Source organism: Limnobacter alexandrii (genome assembly GCF_005871185.1).
In the GTDB taxonomy this organism is placed as follows: Bacteria; Pseudomonadota; Gammaproteobacteria; order Burkholderiales; family Burkholderiaceae_B; genus Limnobacter; species Limnobacter alexandrii.
Genome location: NZ_SWKN01000011.1, coordinates 51,543 through 72,996, shown reverse-complemented (window position 1 = coordinate 72,996; position 21,454 = coordinate 51,543). Strand labels below are relative to the sequence as shown.

The 21,454-nt window shown below is 47.0% G+C and carries 18 protein-coding genes; 11 read left to right on the top strand and 7 right to left on the bottom strand.

Features of this window, described 5'->3' with window-relative positions; translation table 11 throughout:
• Nucleotides 1-108 precede the first annotated feature (108 nt).
• The gene (locus FCS97_RS14765; protein ID WP_138519207.1) at nt 109-1,728 is read left to right on the top strand and encodes a hypothetical protein; all 1,620 of its coding nucleotides are present in this window, start codon (nt 109-111) and stop codon (nt 1,726-1,728) included.
• Nucleotides 1,729-1,794: 66 nt separating this feature from the next.
• Here the strand turns inward: FCS97_RS14765 and FCS97_RS14760 are convergent, their stop codons facing one another.
• Nucleotides 1,795-2,361 (bottom strand): hypothetical protein, encoded by a 567-nt coding sequence (locus FCS97_RS14760; RefSeq protein WP_138519206.1) that lies wholly within the window; start codon nt 2,359-2,361, stop codon nt 1,795-1,797.
• 4 nt (nt 2,362-2,365) lie between these two features.
• Nucleotides 2,366-3,106, bottom strand: coding sequence for a ParA family protein (locus FCS97_RS14755; protein ID WP_138519205.1), 741 nt, complete (start codon nt 3,104-3,106; stop codon nt 2,366-2,368).
• A 1,315-nt stretch (nt 3,107-4,421) separates the two neighbouring features.
• Between FCS97_RS14755 and FCS97_RS14750 the strand changes: the two genes are divergently transcribed.
• From FCS97_RS14750 to FCS97_RS14740, 3 genes are read left to right on the top strand one after another with little or no spacing between them, the layout of a single operon-like run.
• Nucleotides 4,422-5,399, top strand: a complete 978-nt coding sequence (locus FCS97_RS14750) for an ExeA family protein (RefSeq protein ID WP_138519204.1) — start codon at nt 4,422-4,424, stop codon at nt 5,397-5,399.
• Complete coding sequence (locus FCS97_RS14745) at nt 5,399-7,216, top strand: hypothetical protein (RefSeq protein ID WP_138519203.1); 1,818 nt, start codon at nt 5,399-5,401, stop codon at nt 7,214-7,216. Before FCS97_RS14750 ends, FCS97_RS14745 begins: the two co-directional genes overlap by 1 nt.
• Nucleotides 7,213-7,743, top strand: coding sequence for a YcbK family protein (locus FCS97_RS14740; RefSeq protein WP_138519202.1), 531 nt, complete (start codon nt 7,213-7,215; stop codon nt 7,741-7,743). Before FCS97_RS14745 ends, FCS97_RS14740 begins: the two co-directional genes overlap by 4 nt.
• A 25-nt stretch (nt 7,744-7,768) precedes the next feature.
• Here FCS97_RS14740 and FCS97_RS14735 read toward each other — a convergent pair whose 3' ends face one another.
• The gene (locus FCS97_RS14735; RefSeq protein WP_138519201.1) at nt 7,769-8,803 is read right to left on the bottom strand and encodes a recombination directionality factor; all 1,035 of its coding nucleotides are present in this window, start codon (nt 8,801-8,803) and stop codon (nt 7,769-7,771) included.
• A gap of 91 nt (nt 8,804-8,894) precedes the next feature.
• Between FCS97_RS14735 and FCS97_RS14730 the strand changes: the two genes are divergently transcribed.
• The 4 genes from FCS97_RS14730 (at nt 8,895) to FCS97_RS14715 (ending at nt 13,956) form a co-directional block, all read left to right on the top strand.
• Nucleotides 8,895-9,941 carry a hypothetical protein gene (locus tag FCS97_RS14730; protein ID WP_138519200.1) on the top strand — a complete coding sequence of 349 codons (1,047 nt, stop codon included), beginning with the start codon at nt 8,895-8,897 and terminating at the stop codon, nt 9,939-9,941.
• Between the two features lie 54 nt (nt 9,942-9,995).
• The gene (locus FCS97_RS14725; RefSeq protein WP_138519199.1) at nt 9,996-11,966 is read left to right on the top strand and encodes an ATP-dependent helicase; all 1,971 of its coding nucleotides are present in this window, start codon (nt 9,996-9,998) and stop codon (nt 11,964-11,966) included.
• A 97-nt stretch (nt 11,967-12,063) separates the two neighbouring features.
• Nucleotides 12,064-13,182, top strand: a complete 1,119-nt coding sequence (locus FCS97_RS14720) for a hypothetical protein (RefSeq protein ID WP_138519198.1) — start codon at nt 12,064-12,066, stop codon at nt 13,180-13,182.
• A 63-nt stretch (nt 13,183-13,245) separates the two neighbouring features.
• Nucleotides 13,246-13,956 (top strand): polymer-forming cytoskeletal protein, encoded by a 711-nt coding sequence (locus FCS97_RS14715; protein ID WP_171035334.1) that lies wholly within the window; start codon nt 13,246-13,248, stop codon nt 13,954-13,956.
• A 79-nt stretch (nt 13,957-14,035) separates the two neighbouring features.
• Here FCS97_RS14715 and FCS97_RS14710 read toward each other — a convergent pair whose 3' ends face one another.
• Nucleotides 14,036-14,239 carry a hypothetical protein gene (locus FCS97_RS14710; RefSeq protein ID WP_138519196.1) on the bottom strand — a complete coding sequence of 68 codons (204 nt, stop codon included), beginning with the start codon at nt 14,237-14,239 and terminating at the stop codon, nt 14,036-14,038.
• Between the two features lie 6 nt (nt 14,240-14,245).
• Nucleotides 14,246-14,584 carry a hypothetical protein gene (locus FCS97_RS14705; protein ID WP_138519195.1) on the bottom strand — a complete coding sequence of 113 codons (339 nt, stop codon included), beginning with the start codon at nt 14,582-14,584 and terminating at the stop codon, nt 14,246-14,248.
• A gap of 186 nt (nt 14,585-14,770) precedes the next feature.
• On the opposite strand from FCS97_RS14705, the gene FCS97_RS14700 reads away from it, so the two are divergent.
• The 3 genes from FCS97_RS14700 to FCS97_RS14690 are packed head-to-tail and all read left to right on the top strand — an operon-like array spanning nt 14,771 to nt 18,845.
• Nucleotides 14,771-15,730 (top strand): hypothetical protein, encoded by a 960-nt coding sequence (locus tag FCS97_RS14700; RefSeq protein WP_138519194.1) that lies wholly within the window; start codon nt 14,771-14,773, stop codon nt 15,728-15,730.
• Nucleotides 15,727-16,896, top strand: coding sequence for a carbon-nitrogen hydrolase family protein (locus tag FCS97_RS14695; RefSeq protein ID WP_138519193.1), 1,170 nt, complete (start codon nt 15,727-15,729; stop codon nt 16,894-16,896). The genes FCS97_RS14700 and FCS97_RS14695 overlap by 4 nt, the downstream gene beginning before the upstream one ends.
• The gene (locus FCS97_RS14690; RefSeq protein WP_138519192.1) at nt 16,893-18,845 is read left to right on the top strand and encodes a DEAD/DEAH box helicase; all 1,953 of its coding nucleotides are present in this window, start codon (nt 16,893-16,895) and stop codon (nt 18,843-18,845) included. The genes FCS97_RS14695 and FCS97_RS14690 overlap by 4 nt, the downstream gene beginning before the upstream one ends.
• Here the strand turns inward: FCS97_RS14690 and FCS97_RS14685 are convergent.
• Together FCS97_RS14685 and FCS97_RS14680 are read right to left on the bottom strand one after the other, a co-directional pair.
• On the bottom strand, nt 18,812-19,654 hold the full coding sequence (locus tag FCS97_RS14685) for a prepilin peptidase (RefSeq protein WP_138519191.1): 843 nt from the start codon (nt 19,652-19,654) through the stop codon (nt 18,812-18,814). The two genes, FCS97_RS14690 and FCS97_RS14685, sit on opposite strands and share 34 nt — an antisense overlap.
• Nucleotides 19,651-21,450 (bottom strand): ATP-dependent helicase, encoded by a 1,800-nt coding sequence (locus tag FCS97_RS14680; RefSeq protein WP_138519190.1) that lies wholly within the window; start codon nt 21,448-21,450, stop codon nt 19,651-19,653. The genes FCS97_RS14685 and FCS97_RS14680 overlap by 4 nt, the downstream gene beginning before the upstream one ends.
• Between the last annotated feature and the right edge of the window lie 4 nt (nt 21,451-21,454).

The following is a 21,454-nucleotide window of genomic DNA, read 5'->3' as shown; positions in this document are numbered from 1 at the left end:
GGCTAACTCTTTGTAAAAAATCAAGAAAACTGCGGATTCCGGGTAGCGAGCGCCCTACCCTATTTAAGTCTTGTTTTATGTCTTATAAATAGACTATGGAGTGCTGTGATGAATTCAACAACAAAGCTCGATCCCAATGAGCTGGTCTTTGAAGAGATCGATTCGAAGTTCTTCCAGGACAACCCACAATACGCCAAAGAGTCTGGTCTTATTTTTCTCGGGTACGGTGATGACACGAAGCCTTGGGCCGACGTATCAGTAAAGGCTACTCAGCTCATTGAAACCCTCATATATATTTCAAAAGATTTACAACAACGACGTGGCACTGATAAACCAAGTGACTACGTCACCGTGGAAGTAGGTTCTCTCATGACGATGTTAAATATCCAGCACATCGATCGCATGGAAAAACTGCTCGATACGATCAATCTATTACCAGTACAACTCGATGTACTGGGCGACAGAATCAAAGAATTTTTCAACCACTTCCCAGTTGACGACCAGGTTATAAACCAACCAAAGAATAAAGTTTATGCCGCACGAATGAAGGGTGTAATGATAAATGGGTACACAAGGTTTCTAAGAGAAGAAAGCAAAGAATCCGAATTTGAGCTGCGCCCACAAAACGGTACCATTGAAGTGCTCGATAAACAAAGAAGCCTTCAAAAGTGGTCCCGTTCAGACATATTGCAGATTGAATGGGGTAGCCCGGTAAAGGCCTGTTTCGCCTTTACAAAGTCCTTATATGCTGTCTTGGATCTTAACGTAAGACTTCAGATCAAAACCAAATACGGGCAAGCTCTTTATGGCATTTTGAAACAGGAGTTTTATCTAAGAACAGGTCAACAACTAGCGCCCATCGAACCTGGTCAAAGGCTTTTCACACGTCAATTTACTGCAATTGAGTTTCACAACTTAGTTTGTTCTAACGCAAAGGACGAGAAAACATACTGGATGTACCACCCAGAGTTCGACAAAGACAAAGACCCTTGGAAAAATCTTGAGATCAAAGATGGTGGCTGGAGAGTCTTCTTAAAAGCTGTTCTTCGCAGAGCTCAAAACGACATCAATGAAAATACTGACCTTTTCATTGAAGAATTCAAGTTAACCAGGAAACATCGAAAAGTCACCGGCGTTTATGTAATCTTCAGCTACAAACCATACAAAAAAGACTTAGAGTGGCTGGCCATCGAGAAAGACTCAATTGCAAAGCGAATAGGAATTGCCCCTGCGAAGGTAGACGCTCTATCTAGAGAATTCGACCTTGAACTAATGACTGCGTGCGTTGAGATGTTCGAAGCGAGCAAGGCCAGGTTTGAGAAAAATGGTGACACGGTAAAAAGTAACTTTGCGCTATACAAGAAAATTCTCAAAAACCAAAAAGAAGAACACTTGATGAAAACCCAACCTGGACTATTCAACGAAAAAGAAATCAAAGAAAAGCAAAATTTTATTCAAGAGCGCGCAAATAAGAATTCATCGCCTAACGACCTAGGAATGGTGCGTATTAAAACTTTGGCACAGCATACCTTCAGTGAACCAGTAAATTACAAAATCATCGTGAATGAACTGCGAAAGTACTTAAGCATAAATACTGAGATCAATCACAAGCCTATGACCATGGAAGACCTGGAAAAGCTTCTAGAATCCGACGCTGGACTGCGTCTAGAATTCACAAACTGGCTGAGGCTATCAAAAGACAGTTCGTCAACCCCTGAATCAGAGTAATAAACACTCTTAATACTCCGCAGGGGCCTTTCCTAAAGGCCCCCTCCCCTACCCTCGCTATGCTTCTCATTTAACCTTCTTTGGCCCTTTTCTTGCCATTTTGCGCGGCTTTAGAAGTTCAGAATCCTTTGAGGTGAAAACAAAGCTACTAGGCTCAGCAACATAGCTGTTAATAAGCTCCATATGTTCAGCAGCCTTTTCAGGGATCGGCAAACCTACAGCTTGTAAATCAATCAGCAAACTGCGGTACATCAACGACCTCATCACGCTGTTTCTGTTTGCTTTTTTCAGCCCTTTCTTTTGCAGGTAATCCACTAACGAATCAACCATGGAAACATACGGCCCTACATGAACCAGTGAAATCATCTCACTAATCGCCTGCTCGTCGAATGTCTGCATGCTCTGCAACGGCGATGTAGCTGACAAAGCTGCACTGCCAAAACCTTTGCCCTTTTCACCCCCACCGGTTCTATCTGCCACGGCGGGATTCGACGAAGCCCCCTCCTCTCTTTTCTCATTGAGCAATGAGAAGTCTATTTTTGAAAGATCAACTGCAGTAGCGTCACCCGTTTCAGGCGGATTGTGCGATGTCAGCCCGGACAGTAATGAATTGCGTCTTTTGTTGGAACTCATGCTCTTACACTCCTACGTTATCTTTACTTTTTGACTTCAAAACAACCTTGAACTTCCCATCCAGCAACTCGTTCACCAAGCTGACAAACCAGTTCTTTTCCTCTTGCACATCTGCACCGTCATAATCAGTGACAGCTCCACCATCCGACGCTTTACGACTGTATTGAACCCTGTCGAAAATAATCGTTTCGGCATACCGAAAGATCTGTTTTGACTTGTCATCTGTAGCCAAAAACTCAAGCATGTCGGAGAGCTCGGGAGATCTTGGCTTTGCCATATTGATATACAGCAATGGCCTTACAACTGGCAAACCAAGCTTCACTCTTGTCTCGTTAGCTTGCGCAATGATGTTCGCTGTTTGATAAATAGACCATGTATCAAATGCTCTAGGAGGCAAAGGTGTTATTGCGTAGTGACAAGCGTAGATCGAGTTTCCGATGGCGGTATTGTTTTGTCCTTGCGTGTCAATAATGATGAAGTCGTAGTCATTGACAAGGTTCCTGACAACTTCAGAAAGTCCATGATCTAGTACATGGCTAAACATATACACCTGTTCATAAATCTTGCTTTCTTTCCGGGCCTGGCCCCATTTGAATGCAGTTCCTTGAGGATCAGTATCAATCACGGCAACCTTGTAGCCTGCTCTCGCAAGCAGCGCAGAAACAATGACGGCGGTCGAGGTTTTCCCTACTCCGCCCTTCACGCCTACCACAGAAATTACACGGCCTAAAGGCTTCTTTGCCATTAAAAATCTCCTGTTTCAAATCCATTGTGAGCGTTTACCAAAGCTATTCTACGCCCTTCTCTGCCTTGTCAAATAACATTACACATACTATGTGGAAAACTATACAGAAAAGTAGTCTAAAGAACAAATAAAAGAGTATTTATAAATGTAGTTGTAAGTGTATAAACACAACATTGTGCGAAGGTATAAAAAAATCTATAGGTTAAGACATAGCACAATGTATTTTCTAGTGTAGGCAGCATGTTATAAGCGGAGGCTTATTGCAGTACATATCACCTACTACTGAATGTACGCCATTGGATAGATTATATAATCGTATGCTTGGTAACATGCAACAAGGTAGGCGTAGAGGTAGATGAAATGTTACAGAGAACAACCTCCCGAATGGTATAAAGCAATATAGTATGCATAGCAGGCCAAAAGGTATAAACAATACTTGTAACGATACATCCAAAAAAGGTAAATTCAAGTGTACAAGCGATAGTAGATGACGGTCTATGTTGTAAGGTTTATTGAATGGTAGATGGACTGTTAGGTCGCAGTGTGGCCTAGTGAGTATCTGCAATGGATCATTACAAAGTACAAGTTATGGTATACAGAATACATCGATCGATACCATCCTCGGCAACACGGCCAAAAGTAGAACGGGGTGTAGGTGCCCGTGTATTTCCAAGTGTACATAGTAATATAGTATCAATGTCATAAAAGATACATCGGCAACTAACATATCACAATGTATTCAATAATACATACGAAATAGTATTCCAAATGGCATGCGCTGAAAACCATATTTCCAACGATTTGTCCAAAGTTACCTAAAAAACGCCATTTGGTGAAACTAAACTCCCAGCAAACCCGCGTCAGATCTTGCTTTGCGGACAGGCCTTCGAGAATCTTCTTGATTGGGTTTCTTCGAGCTACGGTATACCCAGATAAGGCCGTCGCCAATAAACGCAATCTGAGCTGTTTTAAGCCGTCTTCGCGGTTTAACTTGATTTGGCCTAACCATTCTTTCAAGCAATTTCTCGTTTTGAAGAGATATGCTATTAAATGGGGTGAGCCGATGGAGTAAACCTATAGACATGTCATGCACTTTGCATTACAAGCAAAAGTGTGGGGTAGGGCGCAGTCGCTCTCTCACTTCCCCACGACAAATTTCATATCGCCCAAACGTTTTAAAATGGTCAATAACTCGATATGCATCTCTCTTGGTTCGGACTTAATGACTGAAAGTCCTAAAAAATAAGGCTTTCAGCGAACTTACTATTTTCCTTGGTGAGCAATAATTGTTTCGTCAACAATTAAAGTGATCGATATGTATCTGACTCATTTCAACTTGGAAGCCGATCCTTTCGCCCTTAATCCGACCAAGACTCACGAATTTTGGTCCGATCAACGGGAAGAGGCGCTAAAAGTTGCATTGAAAGCAACTCGATCCGGCCTTGGTCCAATCGTTATTACTGGGCCAAGCGGGATGGGGAAGACTTTCCTCGCCAACCGGGTACGCGAAACTTACTCCAGCATGACCTGGGTTAGACTCGTCGCAACTCACTTGAATCGTGCTCAGTTCATACAAAGCATTGCAAAGAGTGTAGGGATGCAATGCTATGACTCTGAATCTCCAATCACGCAGCAACGCCGATTGTTCTCCCATCTTCTTTCAATGACAAGAACCCATGGGCCGGTGCTGGTTGAGATTGAAGAGACTCACCGATTTGATCCAGACCTTCTCTTGGAAATAGCCAATCTCGCAAAGTGGAACATCCACGGCCAAACCCTAATCACTTTTGTACTTGTTGGGCAAGAGCGACTTGCCCACCTTTTGAGCCTCCCCCCATTGGCACATCTGAAAGCACAACTAAGTGCGCATATCCGATTTGAGCCATTAAACGTCACAGAAATCTACCAATACGTGTCTCACCGAGTCTTTGCTTCTTCTGGCGATCCGGCCATTTTCCATCAAAGCGCCATATTGGCTTTGCAGGAATATACCGGCGGGGTGCTGTTCAGGATCAATACGTTGGCCAAGGCTTCGCTCATTGAAGCTGCTCTCGATCAAGAAACTTCCATCACTGAGTCAACTGTCATCAAGGCAGCCACAAAACTGGGAATGATTCGGTTTCAGGCACAAACCCACTCCCCACCGGGCAAACTGCGAAATTTCCTAGACCGCCTGCTAAGAGTCAACGGCTCATCGCATCTTGATGTCATTCACTCAGAAACAATTTGGAAGGCCACTGATCCGTCACTCGACATGGCCAGATTAAATGCCGGCCGAAAGGAGAGGATTTGATGTTCACCAGAAAGGCTTATTATTTACTCGACGAGAATATCCAATCGTTGATTCCAGTCAGCCTGGATGTCACCCGTGACATTGGCCTTTCTGTTCCTGTAATACCCCGCCAACTGTTGCTTGGCCCTGCCGCCCTAAAAGTCACTGATCCAAACGGAAAAACGAATATCGAGGCTTTGTTCATCGTTAAGAATTTTCAACAAGGCCTTTCAAAATCAGTTTCGGATCAAATTCCTTTCGTATATGCAGTGGACAGAAAAAGCGCCGCTTTTCTCCAACTTACTGATCTGGATTTCATCAACAATTTTTCAAACCTGCTGTTCTGCGAAAACGGTGAGCCTTCGGCCCAATTCGATCAGATAGTCAGTGACTTGATGAACCACTCAGAGCTTTACTCTGTGTCAACCAGTTGGTACCGACGCGTCAACTCAGTCAATCCAAGCCCATTTGATCTTGGTATGGACCAAATGGCGGAGTTCACTCACCGCACATTTGCACAGCAGAACGAGAATCCTCAAATCAACTGGCTGATGAAGTATTTGCCCCAAGAGGGCAGGGCGCTTTTGTCAGCGTCGATGAACTACTCCAACCTTGCCAAGCTGTCACGCGCTTTGAGAAATGACGCTTACATGCATTTGAACAAAGAAAAGCTGGCACTTGCTTTGCGAACGACACAACCTGGAATTGTCTACCCTTGGTTATTGGCAAATACTAGCCCTGAACAGTTCGAAAACAAGCATCTTCTGCTCACTAATTTCCCGGCACTAACCATTGCCTCAATCGATCCGTCCTACCTTGTAGAACCGTTGCCGTCATTTAGTCTTCTCGATCACATGATCGAATTTTTGTCGGAGAAACTAGACATCAACAGGGATGTGGTGAAAAAACTCGCTGGTTATTCAGATTTCGATCACAAGATGCCATTTAGCGATGTTGGCAAGGTTCAAATCATCAATGCCATCGGAACCCACAAACTTCCAGAATCCCCAGAGCAGTGGGAACACCTTCTTTTGACAATCGAACTTCTCGATTCTTTGGCTGCGAATTTTTACCGGCTTGAGCAATTCGATATTCGCAAGTGGGTGAGTTCAATCTTTTCACCGTTCATGAACACGTTTGATGGTGGCCCACCTGATTACAGCGACATCAATGCCAGTTTGAGATCTGAAATTAGTTCAATCAATGGTTCAATTTTGGATCTTGGTTATGCCACGACGCGCCTTAACACGCTCGCTCCAAATGCACTTCTTGTTCCTTACGTCGAGAAGCTTGTTCATTCAAATTTTAGCAAGCAGCTTGCATACGTGGCCATGATCAATAAAGCCTATAGAGCCATCGCAGATTTGAAAGCCACTTCGCATCTCAAATTATTGCCGCCTTTCGATGTGTTTCAACACGCTCACTTTCTGTTGATTCCAGCAATTACCAAAGACGGGTTCAATCACAAGTACATGGCGCTTAATTTCTCCACCTACCATTTGAGTCAGGTGTGCGCCACTCTCAATATGCAAGGCATGGTGGCTTGGTCATTCATCGAGACTGAAGACCCTCAAATCGATATGCTCATCGACCATCTCAACACAACATATAGTGTTCACAAAACTCACGATAAATATTTCCAGCAATTAAGAGTTCTTGAACACCAGTCTTGTGAAGTACAAGACAATCAGGCCATTCAAAGGCCCCAATGGTTTGAAAATTGGATGGTCACTATCGGAGCGACCAATTTCGACGAGGCTGTTGAATCGACCGCAGTTGTGGGCCAGTCTTTTGTTAATTCTGCCTTCAGAAAAATTCGCTACAGACTTGGCTTATGATCAACAGGAGGCAGTTCTTATTCGCTGGGTTTCTCGCAGGCGTTGCGCCAACCTCAATCGGAGCCGCCGATTTCTGGAGTCAACCCCGTTGGCTTTGGCTCTACCGGCCGTCAACCAAAGAAGAGGTCAGAGAATACTACTGGATCAATGGTCAGCTACATTGGCCGGGTTATGAGAAGATTTGCCGGCTTTTGCGTGATGTACGCGGGAAAGAAGCAGTTCAAATCGACGTTGTGCTGTTGGATATTCTTCGTGGTATGCAAGGCTGGTACGAGGCACATGGCCAGTACAAGCCCATTTATGTGAATAGCGGGTACCGCAACAAGGCAACCAACGCTGAAACCAAAGGCTCGGCCAAAAACTCATTTCACACCAAGGGCAGAGCCGCCGACATCTATATGCCTGGTGTAAGCACCAAAGACCTTGAAAAGCTTGCCAAGTACTTAAGAGGAGGGGGTGTGGGCGTTTATCATTCTCGCGGATTCATCCACATCGACACCGGCGGTCTGCGAACCTGGAGAGGGTAGGGCGGACAATACCGCCCTTGATAATTTATTCCCCCTTGGCTAAGTCCTGTGTGTCTACTGAATCCACCGGAACGGATTGCATGGAAGAATTAAGCTTGATGTTTGATAAAAACTGGTTCCCATCCACCGGAGCTGGTGGGGGTGAACGCTTTGGCTTTCCTGAATTGGATTTTACGCCTTGATCAATCGCACCAGTCATGGGTTGCGCCGTGGGCGTGAGTCGAGAATAAAACTCCACAACCTCAACTGGATGATCTTCCGAGAAACCGTCTTCGTTTTTCATCAACCGATCGAAACGATTGTCGTCCATGCGAACAAAGGCCTCTTCTGAACCAAACTTTGAGCGCCATTCGTCACGACGTTTTTGTGCTGTTGCGAAATCATCAGCCAAGGCCGCGCGCACAATGAAGTATTCAGCCTGTTGAGACGTTTCCACACAACGCTGAAGCCTTAACTTGATGTGCAAGCCACCAATTTTTTCAAATTGCGCATGGATCTGCTCGAAAAATTCGCCCAAAAAATCAGACGACTGGGTGCTTGCAGTCCTCAACACAAAAAGCTCGTGTGGCATTGGGTGCTCGGACAATGAGAAAAACAAGCGACTCATCAATTTGCAACCGTTGTTCATGCCAAATTCGCACTTACTACAGGATGGGCAGTTCTCTGCAGCGGTGATTGAGCCGGTCCTTCGTTGTGCCTTCTCACCATCCCCAATGCAAACACGAACAGGAATGCGTTGATTGAATGCATTACTTTCCAAGCCCCAAACTTCGTAGTTACTTTGCATGAAAAAATCGATGTGATCAGAAGGAATAACAACCTCCAATTCGACCAAAGACTTTGGATCGCTGGCACCATCTTTGGCTTGCCGCTTCACAACAGACTGAAAAACAGGGTGGGGCAGGGCTCGGCCAACGCCATCAGTCTCGCGCCCGGTGATGCTGAAATAGTCACTGCTGAAAGGTGTAATCCGGCCTTCACTGTCCACTTCCTTGCCACCGATCTTGATTTGACCCACGACCAGATGTGCGGCCTTCATGTTTTCACGTTTGATTCTCATGGTTGATCTCCAACAAAAGATAAACCCATGATCTAACAAAATCGAATTCACGCAAGTTTAAGCACCTCAAGCTGCAAAGGCCCGCCAAAATTTGCCCAAACCTACCTCTCGTGATATTTCTATAAAAAAAAGGAACCACATTGAGCTTATGAGCAAAGACTTCGAGATCACATTACTGAATAACACCCTGGCCAATCATCACAAGCCATACCTTGATGCTCGCCTGCATCTGATTGACCATGATCGCTTGATGAATCAATTTCAAGCCATGTTTATTCAGGGCTTCAAAACTCCAAGCGGACTCCATCGGGTAAGCCTGAGAATGCACACCATGGCCATTTCCAAGGCGCATCTCGATTTGCATGATTTTCGGTATATTCCCGATGTTCAGCGTTTAAATGATGCATTCATGACGACCTCCGACAACCAATCGGGCGTTAGAAGTTTCGCATTTCCGCAAATATTCACACTTCGCGAACTGTTGGCCTTTGGCCCTCACCAAATTAACTACATCTATCGTTGCTTGACAGAGACTTGGCTCACCGAAAAGCCCATCATGCGTGATGAGATTATTCAAACCGGCTTCCCCTCACAGCCCGAAGGCTATATGAGTGCAGTGTTTTCAATTGAGTGTGTTCCGATTAGCAGCCAAGCCGAATTGTCTGAAACGGGCAACGTATTGAAACCAGCCAAAACACCGGTCGAGGCCTTTCTGAATACACATTTTCCGTCAGGTCACACGGGATCATGGCCCGTACAAGTATTGATGTACTCCACTTTTGCGTCGGGCATGGCCGCGTTAATTGCCGATACAGCCATTGAGATTTCACGAAATTTCAAATCCGGCCGTTCGGTTGGGCCGGTGAAGATTGATCGGTTCGAGAATCCAGTTTCAGCCAGCATCGGGTTCTTGGACAGCCAAGGCAAGGTTTTCAAGCAACTCAAGATTTCTGGCTGGATTTGTGCCCCGATGATCTTGGGCAAAATTAAGCACTTCTTTGAGCAGCGGTTTCACTCAAATCCTGTCTACCAGAAGGCCATTGCAGAACAACCAAAAAACGAAGATACAACTGATCAGTCCGATACTTCAATTCAGAACGGTACAACAAAGCAACGTGGCCACCTGAAAATCGTCTGAACTTGCGCGAATTGACTTTCCCTGTAAAAAGGATGGAAAGGAGAACTTTCCATCATGTCACTCACCAAACAACAGCTCGCCGCAGTCCAAGCCAGAGAACAGTGTGTGCTTGTGCAAGCCTGCCCTGGTTCGGGCAAAACAACTTTGCTAGTTGCTAGGATTCAACACCTCATTGAATCCGGCGCGCAACCATCGCGAATCATTGCCTTGATGTTTAACCGCACCGTCAGGCAACAATTCATTGAGCGACTATCCAAAACCGAATCCGTAGACTGCACCGCAGTCCATATCCATACTTTTCACAGCTTTGCGTACGCGATGCTTGTTGCTCGTGACCCCAAACGCGTGTCCGCGATAGGCACAGCAGACCAATTTATGCAGGTCTGTCATGAGATCTCATGCGATCAAACCGTTCAGAAGTTCAAAGGCGCTCAGAATCTAACTTCGACGCTTGTGGCAGACATCATCGGTCGCTTATCCAATGGATTGTTTGGGTTGGGCTCTCAACAAGACCCGGCTCTTAACGTGAGTCAGCTCGACAAGGCTGCATTTGAGCTTTATCAGCAACGCTGTCGCAAATACAACCTGATATTTGAGGCTGATCTTTTGTACTGCTTGGTGTCGCTGACTGAGAACGACACGGAGCTATCTAATGAGATGAGCCAGTACTTTGATCACATCATGATCGATGAAGCTCAGGACATGAACTGGGCTCAAATTACATTGGCCATGTGCTTAAAGGCTCCAGAGTCAAACTTCACTGTGGTCTACGACTACGACCAGAGTATTTACGGTTTCTTGGGGGCAAAGCCTCAGTTCGTGACGGAGCAATTGGCCAAGCACTTTCAGAACGCCAAACTTTATCCGCTGAGTACCACATTTCGTTACGGCCCCGTGGTTGCTGCTTTGTCCTCAAAGCTTATGCACAGTTCCCCAAATTGGAGCGGTCAGCACACCATCGCAGCGCCCGGACTCGAATCTCACGTCAAGCTTTATTCACCAACATCAAATCCCGCTGATGTGGCAGGGCAGTGCATTCAATCCCATTTGGAAACAGGGGTAGGGCTCAATGACATCGCAGTGTTGGTGCGCTCTTACGGGCAAACCCACGAGCTGTGCATGAATCTCATGTTGCGCGGTATTCCATTTCGAGTTGATGGTGGGCAGGTGTATTTCGACAACCTTGCTGTGAAAGGTTTGTGCGCACTCCTTCGCGTTTGGTCAGAAGACTCAGAACACTGCGACCTTACTGATCTCGCTAGTGCCCTCGGCTTTATGTTGCCATTCTTGCACCCCCATCAAATTAAGGCCAATGCTGATGAGACACTGGCTCAGTTTGCCAATCCATCTCCCACTTGGTCCAGAAGAATTCATTACGCATTTCAGGCTGTTCAAAAGCGAAGAGCGCCGGGATTCAAGCCACTCTCTTTGATTCGAGATGTCACTAAAAGCATGGGGATTTGGGGTGCCATAGACCCGCAAACGCCCTTATCAAGCTGTGTGGATTCCATGCGCGCGCTACGCGCATTCATCCAGCTGATCGACTCGCTAGACCTGTCAATCGACCAGGCTGTGACATTCATCAACATGTCGGCAGAAAAAGGGCTCACACCCAAAGATCAACCAGCCGTCATATTCACCAGCATTCACAAGGCCAAAGGGCTTGAGTGGGATGTTGTACTTCTCCCGGAAATCCAGAAGGGTGCCTATTCGGACCCTCTGACTCAGTCCACAACAGCTTATGAAGAGGAGCGCCGACTGCTTTATGTCGCAATGACACGGGCCAGGGCACACCTCATTTTGCTTTTCCCCAATGATGGACAACTCATGCGCGAGCTGGGCCTGAAAACCAATTTGCCGCCAATTGCCTCGCAATCCACATCACCCTATTTGCGAGAACTGAATCTCTTGAATACTTTGCGTTTCGGTGCGGCCTTGCAATCCAACAAACCCAGTTCCGAATTCGCAAGCCTTGATGAATTTGAGCAGTCCTATTTACAAGCTTCTTTACAGGCAAGCCTGTAGTGTTGGCTCAAACGGCCAAAAAACGGCACTTTCGCTCGATGCATGCATATCGAACCTGATTTATTGTATTTACTCCAGCCAATGATATGAATTAAAAGTGTCCAATCATCGTCCTTCAAAGCCAATATACATTCCGCTTGATCGGGTGATCGTCTATGTGCCGCCCTACTCAGTGGAGTCAATGCAGGCTACCCAAGCAAAAATCGAGATCAAGTCGAGGATCAAAGCTATCTTCTCAAAGGCTGAGAGGGCGGCCCGTGCCAATCGGGTTTTTCATTTGTACACTGAGAACCCCCACGTCGTTCAAGGCACCCTTGCCGCCACACGTCAGATTGGAAATGGCTCCATCACTGCTCTTTTCGTCAAACGTATTCTGAAGCCCGAAAACTTTCAAGGCCATGTCCACCTAAACCAAGATCAATCCACAGCACAAAAGTGGAAACGCGCCAGGCGTTCACGCTCGAACCTGTTTGCGTTAATCAAAGCAATACCCGCTACTTTGCAAGTATTTACTTCATGGCTTACTCAACCGAGAAATCTCGCAGTGGGAACCCTTGCCGGAATCGTTTTCATTGCGGTCAAACTGATTGATAGCAATACGCACAGCGGTCAAGCCATGGCACCATTGCAGCTGGCAACCGTTCAGGATCCGGTCAGTTCACCCGAACCCGCCGCTGCGGTCGTTGAAACTGTACCTTCAGAAAAACCAACAGAGCCTCAAGAGAAATCACCGGTAGCTCAGAACAAAGAACCAAACAACCAGCCGGTACCACCTTTGCCAATTGCTGGGCTCCCATTGCCGGAAGAGGGCGAATTCACTCCCAATGTAGAGCCTCCTCGCAATTCACAACCCACTAAAAGCGTGGCCGCCGACGCACGTCCCCCGTCAAAGGAAAAAGCCCCAGTTAAAGAGCCAACCTCCATTGCACTCAAAGGTGAACTTGCTGACCCCGTGGAAGTTCAGCCAAAAATTGCTATCCCCTTAAGCGAAACACAGGCCGTCGCTCAAGTCGAACCTGGTTACGAGTTGGCGCGCTGGGGTGACCAATCCCAATTGTTGGCATTCAGCAGCAATGGACTTGTGGCAATGATGAACGGTAGGCCAGTTGAAATCGAGACAGGCCAACCTTTGCCCAACGGGGAAGTTCTCAAGTCGATCGACAAATCACGCAGTCTCGTGGTGACCAATCGCCGAACAATTCAGCTAACCGAGTAAGACATGAAAAGAAAACATCACCGGAATTCAAACCACTCACGCCATAAAACCAGCGAGGTTTACATGAACACAGAAACAGTTGATCAACCCAACCCAATCACCGAAGAGTTGACGCTCGTGCAAACTAATCGGGACGATCAGTTTGATCATGCCTCTGAAACACAGCACGAGCAAAAGGCCGTTACACCAATTCAAGACGAGGTCAGCAAGCCCGTCAATGCAGTCACATCCAATCTGTACACCCCACTGTCCAAACTTCACAAAGAGGATCCAAAAATGAATCAGCCAGTACTCAAAACCATTCCCATCGACACTACTGATCTGGAAGAGTCTAAATCAGAGGAAATGATCGCCCTGGAGCAGTTGATCTGCAAGATCGACCCTACTGAAGATCGCATTGCCACTTCGATTTCACGCGCATCCACTAACGAAGGCAACACCAAGACCCCCGATGGTATGAAAATCGATGGTACATTCATCGGCAATATCGACATCATCAACGCCGAGGGCTACGAAAACAAGCACGGGACCGTTTTTGTTAACGAGACTGGCAAGGTCATTGGCAACATCACTGGGAAGCGTGTAGTTATCGCTGGCGAAGTGCGCGGCAATGTGACTTCCTCAACTCAGCTCATCATCGCGCCAACAGGAAAAGTAGTAGGTGACCTGAATTACAACCAACTGATTGTTCTTGAGAATGCCGAGCATGAGGGTGCAAACCGCCGCTTGACTCGCGAAGAAATCTTGAAGTTGCTCGAACCAGTTACGCAATAAGCCTGGCATCTGCGCAAAAAGAAAACCCTCCAAGCGGAGGGTTTTTATGGCCATCGAGCAATCAAAAATCAAGTCTCTGTTATTCCTTGCTCTCACCTTCGACAACACTTTTTTTCGATAACGCTTCATGTAGCAGCTTGACGCTGATTCTAAAACCTTCAGTGTGATTGTTCGAACCAATGTCCCCGGCCATCTTCCAAACTTCATCATCGATAATCATCGTTCTCCGACGCGATCCGCGCGGAATAACTGCATCGTCGTTTTTTGATTTTGTCTTGTTCATGATTTCTTAAATCTTCTGAATGGCAAACCCAGCATCAAGCAGAGTTTTAATTTGTGACTCGTCTTCCGGCCAAACCGTGTGTAGTTTGTATTCACCACCATTGGCTCGATTCGACACACTGGAACCCCGGTTCAGTTTCCCCCTGACATTCCACATCGCCGGATCCTTGCAGCTCACTACTCGAATGCTGATCTCTTGTTTATTACCGCCATTAAACAGCCCATCAATTACGCACACATCGACATTGACGTGTTCTATTACCTCGCAGTCCATGACTACCGAGTCCACTTCAAATCCACCTTGACCAACAAACCTGACTTTGGCCCGACCCAAAGGCTTATGCATACATGTAGCTCCAAAAGATAATGATTAAAGTCTACACATGCATAACAAAATAGTTTTCAGCAAAAGGCCCGTTTTTAAAGCGTTTCAACCCATGCCCCGTGTTTCGATCAGCTGCACAATGGTTAACTTGCGCAAAACGCAAAGTACGAGACAATCATTAAATCAATCATTTAATGAGGCCACATCATGAGCAACGATCAAACAACTTCTGAGATGCAATCGCTGTTGGACTTGGGCTTTTCCACCATCACTCAAAACAAAGCCAAAGCGATCTCTGACGCACTTGGTAGCCGGTTCGCTGAGTTGGTCGATTCCGCCATAGATGGTGAGCCAGAGTCCATCGACACAATAACCGCCGCAGTATCAAGCCTGTCTGATTTTGTTTCCAAAAAGCTCTCACAGGCACGCGTAACCGTGCCCTTTACTACTCGCGTGTTGGTAGCCACCAAGAATCCGGGCAACTTCCTGCACTGTGTCGCCTCCGCGAACAAGGGCGATGACCAATCTTGCGCTGACCTTGTTTCTTCAATGCGTGAGGGCATCCAAAACCTGCGCACAGCCTCTTCAAACAGTTCAAAGCCACAAGACAGCAAACCCACCGACCAGAGTCCTCGCCAAGCCCCCAATGAGTCAACACAGGGCAATACAAACAACCAAGGCAATCAATCCGAGCATGGTCGAAGCATTCATTTCTATGGCGGCAAGGGCGCATTTTGTCTTGCAGAAGATTCTGTTCGTGCATCATCTATGAAAACACTGCGTCTTGAGGCTGCTGCCAAAGTCGGGTCTGGATATGACTGGCAAAACAAAATTGCAATTCAATTCACATTGAAAGAACTTCTTCCATTCTTGGCCGTTTGCTCGCGTCAAATTGATTTCTACGAGTTCAAAAATCATGGGCAGAACTCCGATAAAAGTTTTCGAATTGAATTTCAGAACGGCAAAAGCTTCTTCTTTTCGATGAATCAAGCCAAACGATCCGCTATTGCCATTCCTGTGCCAATGCACGAAATTTACCTTGCAATCACGATGATCCTGAAACAACTGGTCAGCAATGATCCGCACATGGGTGTTGATCATTTCCTCGACATGACAAAAACACTGGTTCCTGTGTCATCACTTCCAGAACGAAGGGCTGCTGCATGACCATCGGAATTATCAGCATTGGTTGGGCGCTTATCGGGGCTTCGCTGGGATTCATGATTTGGGATCTCCCCCAGTATTTCCTGCCCCTTCTTTTTCTGATTCCTATCATTATTCTTAACATTGAATCGAAGTATGCAAGGCTTCTGTTTGCACTCGGTTACTGGATGGCAGCGTCTTGGCCGGTGGCAGCCGCAACCAAGGGGTTTTTCCATCAAGACGCACTGTTGCCTGGTGTGCTGATGCTCGCCGTTGCCAGCCTTGCCCATTGCTTGCCGTTTCTTTGGGTCAAGCCGCTTTCCAGCCCGTTGTCATTGCGCGATAGAATCACAAACACCTTGATACTGTTGATCGGTGTGGTTCCACCCCTTGGGTTTTTTGCATGGGTTCATCCCTTCTATGCCTTGGGAATCCCCGACAATTTCTACTCTTTGGTGCTGGTGGTTGCGCTGCTTTTCCTCGCTTTTAACCTGACAAAGTTTTCATCAAAGATAGTTGTTTCAATGGCGATAGTTTTATTCGCCTACACCCAACAATATCCAGTCTCCCATGTAAATCCACAATCGCCTGAGCATATTGCGATCTCAACGCAGTGGTCTGGTCCCGCGCCTTCGATGAACACTCAACCTCAATTGGCGCGTTTCCTCGACATACTCTCCGACCACAATATGCGATCTGGAACCGGGGCACGGATATCGGTTTACCCAGAAAACATTCTAGGAGTGGTCGATCGGGACACCCTGCAGGCGTACTCATCGCTCATGCCTGTGTTGTCGGGACGGCTTTTACTTGGAGTTAGTCTGCTAGACAACGCAGATCTGACGAACGCCCTTGTTGACCCTTATTCTGAATTGGTGATCACTGCAAGAGTTCCTATGCCTGTGGGGTCGTGGAGGCCGTGGGATGCGCAAAACCATCACCGATCCGACATCATCAAAACCAATGTTTTCAATATGAATGGCACACCCATATTGTTTTTATTTTGCGCGGAAGAATACATGCCTTTCATTTGGCTCAGCGGTTTGATTGAAAGGCCACAAGCAATTATCTCTGTTTCCAATTCATGGTGGGCAGGCCCGCAATCTGGCGTTGCTCAAAGACAGTCTTTGCATGCCGCACTGCTCTCCAGAATGGTTGGCCTTCCCATCTATAGGGCGGTGAACGAATGAAGCCTTCCTCAAAAGAACAACTCATTCAAAACCAATCGGCCGGGCTTCTCACAACGCGGCAAATTCGCTCTTTGGGTATTGACTCCATTGCCCAACTGCTCTGTTGGCTTCCCAAGAAATACATCGACCTCACCAACATCGTACCGTCAATCAACAGCCCTGATTTTCAGATTGGAGAGCGCAGGGTCATTGAACTTAGCCTGGTGTCAAAGCATTTTCCCCAATCCATTCCCCCACGGGTTCAACTTACGTTCGACGATGATTACAACACAGAGATAGCGGGTGCGGTTTTTGGCGATACCCATGCCTGGAAGTCAATTCCCATTGGTCAAAAGATTTGGATTGCTGCCACCAAATCCGAGTTCAATTCCAACCCACAACTCAAGGATATTTCTGTACTCGAATCTGATCAGGTAGGCAGAGTGATCCCGGTCTATCCATCAATTAGGGGGGTGCTTAGCCGAGACACAATCTGTCAGACAATTGCTCACGCATTGGATCAATTCTCTGATGAAGCGTGTGAGTACATCTTTAACTGCACAGGGTTAAATAACGACACCATTTTTGATCGAACTGGCATAAAGGATTTAAACAGTTGGCTGCTCACCGTTCACCGACCAAAAAAGCTTGAGCATGGTCTTCTTGCATTGAAATATGCAAAGCAACTGGCGATCGAAGAATTCGCATTTCGGGTCAACACCAACTTTCAAGCGTCTGCTTCAAGAAGACCCCCGATTGCTTTGAATTTCGCGCACATTACCGAACTGATCAAAAATGCCCGTTACCAGCTAACCGGCGATCAGCTCAACACTGTGGATGAAATAGCCTCCGATATCCTCAGTGATAATCCATCATTTCGACTGATCAATGGCGATGTGGGTACAGGCAAAACAATTGCCTACCTCATTCCGTTCTTGGCTGCCCATTATGCTGGGGCCAAGGTGGCGATTATCACTCCGACCGTTCCACTTGTTAATCAAATTGCTGCCACGGCATTGATGCTTGACCCTGACTTAAATCTTCAAAAAATCGTGGCCGGCACCAAGATCAAAGATGATTCATCAGTGTTGATTGGCACGACCGCACTTCTTCATGCAGGCAAACGCATCAGCTATGAGCCGGACATTTTGTTGATCGACGAGCAGCAAAGGTTTTCCTCCAAGCAACGCTACCAGCTAAGAGCGCCCACCACCCATTATTTCGAGGCCACGGCAACACCAGTTCCCCGTTCACAGGCGCTTGTCACGCATCCAACAATGAAGCTGTCCATTCTTAAACAAGCCCCTGTGGAGAAAGTTATTTATTCCACCCTTATCCAATACGACCAAAGGAGCAAAGTTTACGATCAACTTACTTCCATTGTGGACGCTGGCGACAAAGTGTTGATCGTCTACCCGAGTGTTGTCATTAAGGACTCCGAAAATCAAAGGAAAAACGTCATCGAGGCCTACGCTCGATGGGACCGCCTTTTCCCCGGTTTAGTGCGCATGATTCACAGTCAGCAATCCGACGAAGATAAAGCCAAGGCCATTGCCGATTTGAAAATTGGACACGCCCAAATTCTGGTGGCCAGCACCTCAGTCGAAGTGGGAATAGACATTCCGTCAGTGAGGGGACTGCTTGTCGTGGACCCCGAGAACTATGGATACTCACAGCTCCACCAACTTCGTGGAAGGCTTGCCAGAAACGGTGGGGAAGGGCACTTTATGATGCTCTTGACCAGAGAAGTGCCCGAAGAAACTCTTGAGCGGCTTAAAGTGCTTGAGCATGTCTCAGATGGTTTTACGCTGGCTGAAAAAGACTTGCAAATTCGAGGCTTCGGTGACGTGGCTTTCGACTCAGAATCGTCAAGCGGATCTACTGCAACTTTGTTTAGAACCGTGAAAATCGATTTTGACGATCTTCAGGTCTATGCTCAGAAAGTTAGTTTGGCCCAAGCAGGAATGTAATTCCCAAACACGAGAATGACCCACATTCCCATCAACAAACCCGGGCCGTAGGGAACCACATCGGTTCTTTTCATGTACCTGGCGGCAATCACATAAAAGAAGGCCAAGCTAAGTACGGTACCGACTTGATGCGGCCCAACCCAAGCCCCAATCGCTCCCATCAGACTAAGATCACCTGACCCTAGCGCGTCCTTTTTGGCAATGTACAAGTAGCCCGCTTGAATAGCCCAAAGTAGCCCGTATCCTAACACCGCGCCAAATATGGCCTGCTCTGGTTCAATCGAATCTCTGAATATCGATCCAAGAAGCCCAACCCACATCAGCAAGTTACACAGATCCGGGTGGATGATCTGTTCGTCCCAATCAATCAGTGCGATGGCCACCCCGCACAGCGCAGCAAAACTCACCAACAGGTATTCGTAGCCAAAACCGAATTTGATTGCAGTCACAAACACTAAGGCGGCGCACAGTGACTCGACCAGCGGATAACGCTTCGAGATCTTTTCTCCACAATTAGAGCATTTGCCACCAAGCCAAAACCATGAAATAACCGGGATGTTCTCGTACCATCGGATCAGGTGATTGCAGTGTGGGCATGAGCTGGGCGGGAACGCCAGATTGAATACATCCTGACCTTTTGGGTTCAGTCCATTCGCATCCCTGATGTTTTCTTCAAATCTCGCCTTCATCATGATCGGCAAGCGATAGACAACCACATTAGCGAAGGAGCCAAAGAGCAGTCCAAAGACTATTGCGGTAATTTCAACCATATAAGGGAAATCATTCATGAGCATGAAGAGGTGGTTCATCGCGTTTCTTGCGCCACTTCACGACTGCTTGATGCCATGAAACTTATTCCAAGTTCACCCGCAAATGCGCTTTTGTTGCGTCCGGTAGGGCAGCACACAATCGCTTTTTGTTTTGCCCTGGTGATGGCCACGAAAAGCAATCGTCGCTCTTCCTCCAAATCAAATGCTTTCTTGGCCGGAATAATCTCCTCACTCACATCAGTGATGTAAACCACATCAAACTCAAGGCCTTTACAGCTGTGCATGGTGTGTAGTTCTACTGGCCCAAGTTCGTCTTCAGTGCGCAGGTCTACACCCCGCTCATCCATGGGCGAATCCAGCCTTCTAACCCTTTTGGTGAGCGATCCGCTGATTTTTTTTAACACCTCGCAAACATACATCATCAGGTTCTTGCTTGTCTTAGAGTGAATTTCCGGGTCAAAGAAATTGAGCATTAGCCGCTCAATGATCTCAATACTGAAATCAACCTCGCCAGCTTCCCTCACTGAACAAGCTGCTTTCAAGCGTGATGCAAAATCATCTACGCGCTTTTGCAGCTCCACATCCAGTCCCGTGATGGTGATCTTTGCGCCTTTGTTCAACCGAAGCGCATCATCAGGCCTGTCGTTACACAGCTGTCGGAGAAATGCAGTGGGAACGCCAATGTAGTGCAGGCCCGAATAGACAGCATTAACACTGGGTTCCTCAATCGATGCCAGTAGCATGAACAGAACCCCCACTTCTGCAGGGTAAGCCACCTTCCTGTCGTATTTGAATACAATCCCCTCGGATCGCATTCGAATCACAAGCTTTGTCAGGCAGTGGTTTGTTCGCGCAATGACGGCGAGGCCTCCTTTTTTCACAGCCATGACGCCCTGATGCCCAGACTTGAGTTCAAAACCTTTGCTTTTTACAAAATCAATGATTTCCTCAATCTGGCCCTCTTCACCAGCTGGCGCGAGGCCTTGCACTTCACCGCCTGGCCCACGAAACGAGTGATACTCCTTGAAAACCCGACCCGCGTTATTTCTGATCAGTTTGTCAGACAGTTCGATGATTTCTTGGTGGGAACGATAGTTGACGTTGAGGTGAATTTCTTTGGCTGAGAATTCATTTTTGAACTGAGTGATCCCCTCAAAACCGATAGACCTACGAAAACCGTAAATCGTTTGGTCATCGTCGCCAACTACCGTGATATTGGATCCAGCTTCTGCGTGACACCTCATCCACTCGTACTGAAGCCAATCACAATCCTGGTACTCATCGATCAACAAGTTTGCAGCTTTTAACGGCGGGATTTCACCGGAGCGCATTAACTTCACGGTGTCCGCAATCACGTCTATTAGGTCACAGCACCTCGCCTTTTTCAAAAAGCTCTGATACGCAGCCACAATTCCCGTGTTGTCCTCGGTTTTGGTCAGGCTCGTTTTGAAACGCTCAATCTCCGCTACCGCATCTTCATACTCGCCCTGAAACCCCACCTCATCCATGGCTCTTAATACATAGTTTCTTTGTTCGGAACTTTGAACGATTTTTCCAAGCCGGTTAGCCCGCTTCAACATGGTGATGCACAATTTATGAAAAGTGCCGACCGCCACGCCCTTTGCAACTTCAGCCCCGTGCTCAAGGCGAATTCGTTCCTTGATTTCCTCAGTGGCCGCCCGCGTGAACGTGACAATGCAAATACCCCCGGATTTTTCTTTCCACAGGGAACCAACTTTCGCGATGATTGTTCGGGTCTTGCCCGAGCCTGGTCCGGCAATGCATAAACAATGGCCGCGGTAATCAACCACGGCCTGTTGGTTAAAGTCGAGCATTTAA

What these genes read in the sequence shown, in the direction of transcription:
- FCS97_RS14765 (WP_138519207.1), top strand. Translation starts at nt 109, where the DNA reads ATGAATTCAACAACAAAGCTCGATCCCAATGAGCTGGTCTTTGAAGAG.
- FCS97_RS14760 (WP_138519206.1), bottom strand. Translation starts at nt 2,361, where the DNA reads ATGAGTTCCAACAAAAGACGCAATTCATTACTGTCCGGGCTGACATCG.
- FCS97_RS14755 (WP_138519205.1), bottom strand. Translation starts at nt 3,106, where the DNA reads ATGGCAAAGAAGCCTTTAGGCCGTGTAATTTCTGTGGTAGGCGTGAAG.
- FCS97_RS14750 (WP_138519204.1), top strand. Translation starts at nt 4,422, where the DNA reads ATGTATCTGACTCATTTCAACTTGGAAGCCGATCCTTTCGCCCTTAAT.
- FCS97_RS14745 (WP_138519203.1), top strand. Translation starts at nt 5,399, where the DNA reads ATGTTCACCAGAAAGGCTTATTATTTACTCGACGAGAATATCCAATCG.
- FCS97_RS14740 (WP_138519202.1), top strand. Translation starts at nt 7,213, where the DNA reads ATGATCAACAGGAGGCAGTTCTTATTCGCTGGGTTTCTCGCAGGCGTT.
- FCS97_RS14735 (WP_138519201.1), bottom strand. Translation starts at nt 8,803, where the DNA reads ATGAGAATCAAACGTGAAAACATGAAGGCCGCACATCTGGTCGTGGGT.
- FCS97_RS14725 (WP_138519199.1), top strand. Translation starts at nt 9,996, where the DNA reads ATGTCACTCACCAAACAACAGCTCGCCGCAGTCCAAGCCAGAGAACAG.
- FCS97_RS14715 (WP_171035334.1), top strand. Translation starts at nt 13,246, where the DNA reads ATGAACACAGAAACAGTTGATCAACCCAACCCAATCACCGAAGAGTTG.
- FCS97_RS14710 (WP_138519196.1), bottom strand. Translation starts at nt 14,239, where the DNA reads ATGAACAAGACAAAATCAAAAAACGACGATGCAGTTATTCCGCGCGGA.
- FCS97_RS14705 (WP_138519195.1), bottom strand. Translation starts at nt 14,584, where the DNA reads ATGCATAAGCCTTTGGGTCGGGCCAAAGTCAGGTTTGTTGGTCAAGGT.
- FCS97_RS14700 (WP_138519194.1), top strand. Translation starts at nt 14,771, where the DNA reads ATGAGCAACGATCAAACAACTTCTGAGATGCAATCGCTGTTGGACTTG.
- FCS97_RS14695 (WP_138519193.1), top strand. Translation starts at nt 15,727, where the DNA reads ATGACCATCGGAATTATCAGCATTGGTTGGGCGCTTATCGGGGCTTCG.
- FCS97_RS14690 (WP_138519192.1), top strand. Translation starts at nt 16,893, where the DNA reads ATGAAGCCTTCCTCAAAAGAACAACTCATTCAAAACCAATCGGCCGGG.
- FCS97_RS14685 (WP_138519191.1), bottom strand. Translation starts at nt 19,654, where the DNA reads ATGAACCACCTCTTCATGCTCATGAATGATTTCCCTTATATGGTTGAA.
- FCS97_RS14680 (WP_138519190.1), bottom strand. Translation starts at nt 21,450, where the DNA reads ATGCTCGACTTTAACCAACAGGCCGTGGTTGATTACCGCGGCCATTGT.